Annotated in this window: 4 protein-coding genes and 1 pseudogene; 4 read left to right on the forward strand and 1 reads right to left on the reverse strand. The window is 68.6% G+C overall.

Translation table 11 applies throughout. The features are described from left to right. From MLGJGCBP_RS16715 to ilvA, 4 genes are all read left to right on the forward strand, one after another. Positions 1–268: zinc ribbon domain-containing protein (locus MLGJGCBP_RS16715; protein ID WP_160097015.1), on the forward strand; the 268-nt coding region annotated here is incomplete at its 5' end. Between the two features lie 6 nt (positions 269–274). Further along, positions 275–808: a hypothetical protein gene (locus MLGJGCBP_RS16720; RefSeq protein ID WP_160097017.1), complete on the forward strand. Its 534-nt coding sequence runs from the start codon at positions 275–277 to the stop codon at positions 806–808. A gap of 21 nt (positions 809–829) precedes the next feature. Beyond that, entirely contained in the window at positions 830–2002 is a 1173-nt protein-coding gene (locus tag MLGJGCBP_RS16725; protein WP_087555687.1) for a cystathionine gamma-synthase, read from the forward strand. Positions 2003–2074: 72 nt separating this feature from the next. After that, on the forward strand, positions 2075–3307 hold the full coding sequence (gene ilvA, locus MLGJGCBP_RS16730) for a threonine ammonia-lyase (protein ID WP_160097019.1): 1233 nt from the start codon (positions 2075–2077) through the stop codon (positions 3305–3307). Positions 3308–3314: 7 nt separating this feature from the next. Here the strand turns inward: ilvA and MLGJGCBP_RS16735 are convergent. Next, positions 3315–3572: pseudogene (locus MLGJGCBP_RS16735) on the reverse strand (hypothetical protein); the annotation flags it as partial.

The following is a 3572-nucleotide window of genomic DNA, read 5'->3' on the forward strand; positions in this document are numbered from 1 at the left end:
GCCGGTGCAGGTGATCAACCCGCGCAATACCAGTAAGACGTGCCACCTCTGCGGGCACTGCGACACCGCGAACAGGCGCAGTCAAGCACTCTTCCGGTGCCGCGGCTGCGGATGGGCCGGCCACGCCGACCATAACGCCGCCGCCAACATTGCCGCACTCGGACACGACAATTACCGGGCCGCCCAATCAACCGTGCCTATAGCAGCCACCCCTCTAGCAGCCAGTTGGAACGTGAGCAGCAAACCCGCGCCCTTCAGGACCGGGTAGTTGATAGTGAGTGCTCGTCTGCGTCGTGTCCTGGTGGTCCCGGTCGTCCTGCTCGGGTTCGCCGCCGCCGGATGCGGGACCAGCATCGAGGGTGCCGCTGTCGCGCAGCCGGGATCGGCGGACGTCGGGTCGGTGTCCTCGGGCACATCACCGTCGGAGGTGTCGGCCGACTGCACCGCGCTGACGAAAGCACTCGGACGGCTCGTCTCGGACCGGCCGCATCTCACCGAGGCCGTCCTCCCCGGAACGACCGACCCGACCTGCTCGTGGTCCAAGGGGCCGACCAACGTGATGAGCACCCTCACCGCGTCGGTCAGGCCGCAGGTCACCGATCCTGCCGTCATCGCCGAAATGCGGAACGGGACGAACGTCGTCGCAGACCCCCGGTCCGCCGAGTTCGGCGGGGTGGTCCTCGACGTCGTGGCCATGGCCCTGCTCACACCCGAGCACAGCATCATCGTCAACGCGCTCGATCCCTCCGTCAGCGACGCGACCAAGCTCGACGTCGCCTTCGCCATCGCGGAGTATCTGGAGGATTAGGTCCCCACTAGGCTGGGGGTCATGAGTGAGCAGCGCAGCAAAGCGGACAACATCAGCTGGCAGGGGTTCTCCACCAAGGCCGTGCACGCAGGATTCGACCCGGACCCGCAGACGGGCGCCGTCAACGTCCCCATCTACGCGAGTTCGACGTTCGCACAGGACGGCGTCGGCGGCATGCGGAACGGATTCGAATACGCCCGCACCGGCAACCCCACCCGACGACCGCTCGAGGCCAACCTCGCCGCCCTCGAGTCGGGCACGTACGGTCGCGCCTTCGGCTCGGGCATGGCCGCCACCGACTGCCTGCTCCGCGCCGCGCTCCGCCCCGGCGACCACCTCGTCATCCCGAACGACGCCTACGGCGGAACGTTCCGTCTGATCGACAAGGTCTTCACGCAGTGGGGCATCGAGTACACGCCCGCCGCGGTGTCAGATGTGGACGCGGTCCGGGCGGCCATCCGGCCCAACACCAAGCTCGTGTGGGTCGAGACGCCCACCAACCCGCTCCTCAACATCGGTGACATCGAGGCGCTGTCCGACATCGCGCACGAAGCCGGCGCGAAGATCGTCGTCGACAACACGTTCGCGTCGCCGTACCTGCAGCAGCCGCTGCAACTCGGCGCCGACGTCGCGCTGCACTCGACCACCAAGTACATCGGCGGGCACTCCGACGTCGTCGGTGGCGCACTCGTCACCAACGACGAAGAACTCGACACGGCGTTCGCGTTCCTGCAGAACGGTGCAGGCGCGGTCCCCGGACCGTTCGACGCGTTCCTCACCCTCCGCGGCATCAAGACCCTGTCGCTGCGCATGGAGCGGCACAGCGACAACGCAGAGAAGGTCGTCGAACTGCTCAGCGGGCACTCCGCGGTGTCGCAGGTGATCTACCCCGGGCTCGAGTCACACCCCGGCCACAAGGTCGCGGAGAAGCAGATGCGCCGCTTCGGCGGCATGATCTCGGTCCGCCTCGCCGGCGGCAAGCAGGCCGCGCTGGACTTCTGCTCACGCACCGAGATCTTCACGCTGGCCGAGTCGCTCGGCGGCGTCGAATCGCTGATCGAGCATCCGGGCGCCATGACCCACGCCTCTACCGCCGGTTCGCTCCTCGAAGTGCCGGACGACCTGGTGCGCCTGTCCGTCGGCATCGAGGACGCCGCCGATCTGGTGGGCGACATCGAGCAGGCGCTGAAGTAGGCGGCTTCGCCGCCCGTGCGCCTTTTTGGTAGCTACAGCAGCCAAAAAGGCGCACGGGGCGCGGAGCGCCATATGCTGACCCGCGTGGAGCCTGTCACGCTGGATCAGATCAGAGCAGCTCGTAAGCTGCTGGACCCCGTCATGCGCCGGACGCCGGTGATCGCGTCTCGGGCGCTGTCGGAACGATGCGGGCACGTCGTGTCGTTGAAGTGTGAAAATTTGCAGCGCACAGGATCATTCAAACCTCGTGGTGCATACAACCGGATCGCGAATCTCTCGGCCGCGGAACGGGCCGGCGGGGTCGTGGCGGCCAGTGCCGGCAATCATGCGCAGGGCGTGGCCTGGGCGGCCACCGAACTGGGCATCCCGTCCACCGTCTTCATGCCCACCGGTGCACCCCTGCCGAAACTCGTCGCCACCAAGGCGTACGGGGCGACCGTCCATCTCACCGGCGACACGGTGGACGACGCGCTCGTCGCGGCGAAGGCGTTCGCGGACGAGACCGGCGCCGTCCTCATCCATCCCTTCGACCACGTCGACATCGTCGCCGGGCAGGGGACCGTCGGACTCGAGATCCTCGAGCAGGAACCCGACGTCGGCACGATTGTCGTCCCGACCGGCGGGGGCGGATTGATCGCGGGCATCGCCGCCGCGGTGAAGGCCATGCGGCCCGACGTGCGGATCGTCGGCGTCCAGGCCGAGCAGGCGGCGGCCTGGCCGCGGTCGCTGTCCGAGGGTCGTCCGATTCCGCTGGAGACGATGTCGACGATGGCCGACGGTATCGCGGTCGGCCGCCCCGGCGACGTGCCGTTCGCCCACGTCGGCTCCCAGGTCGACGCCATCGTCACGGTCAGTGAGGACGCCCTGTCGCGGGCTCTTCTCCTGTGCCTCGAGCGCGCGAAGCTCATCGTGGAGCCCGCGGGCGCGGCGGCGGTCGCCGCGTTGATCAGCTGCTCCACCGAAGAGCTGGGACTCACCGGCAAGGTGTGCGCGGTGCTGTCCGGCGGCAACATCGACCCGTTGCTGCTCACCCACGTCGTCAATCACGGTCTCCGCGCGGCCGGCCGGTATCTCGGTGTGCACGTGACCATTCCGGACCGACCGGGTGGTCTGGTCAGCCTCCTCGGCGTGATCAGCGGCAACGGCGCCAGCGTCGTCGACGTCGTCCACTCCCGCACCGGCGGCGCGCTCGCACTCGACGAGGTGGAGGTGTTCCTCACCGTCGAGACCCGCGGTCCCGGGCACCGGCAGGATCTCCTCGAGGCCCTGCGCGACGCCCGGTACGCGGTCCGACTGCAGGAGTAGGCCGGATCTAGCTCGGCCACCCGCCGAGGGTGATCACCCGGAACTCCTGATCGACCAGCCGGGCCGGCAACTCCAGGTTGGTGAGCCAGTCGATCGCGCCGCCGCCCATCCCGACCGCCGCCGTGCTCGACGCGTGCGCCGTGGTACAGGACTCGGCGACCACCGACACGGTCCGCCACAACGAGACGACTCTCCTCGGTCGGGTGATGTGATTGCGACTGACCACCCCGACCAGTTCCGCCAGCTGAGGCGAACGGCGGACCGA

The sequence above is a fragment of the Rhodococcus sp. T7 genome, from assembly GCF_009872365.1.
Classification (GTDB): Bacteria; Actinomycetota; Actinomycetes; order Mycobacteriales; family Mycobacteriaceae; genus Rhodococcus_F.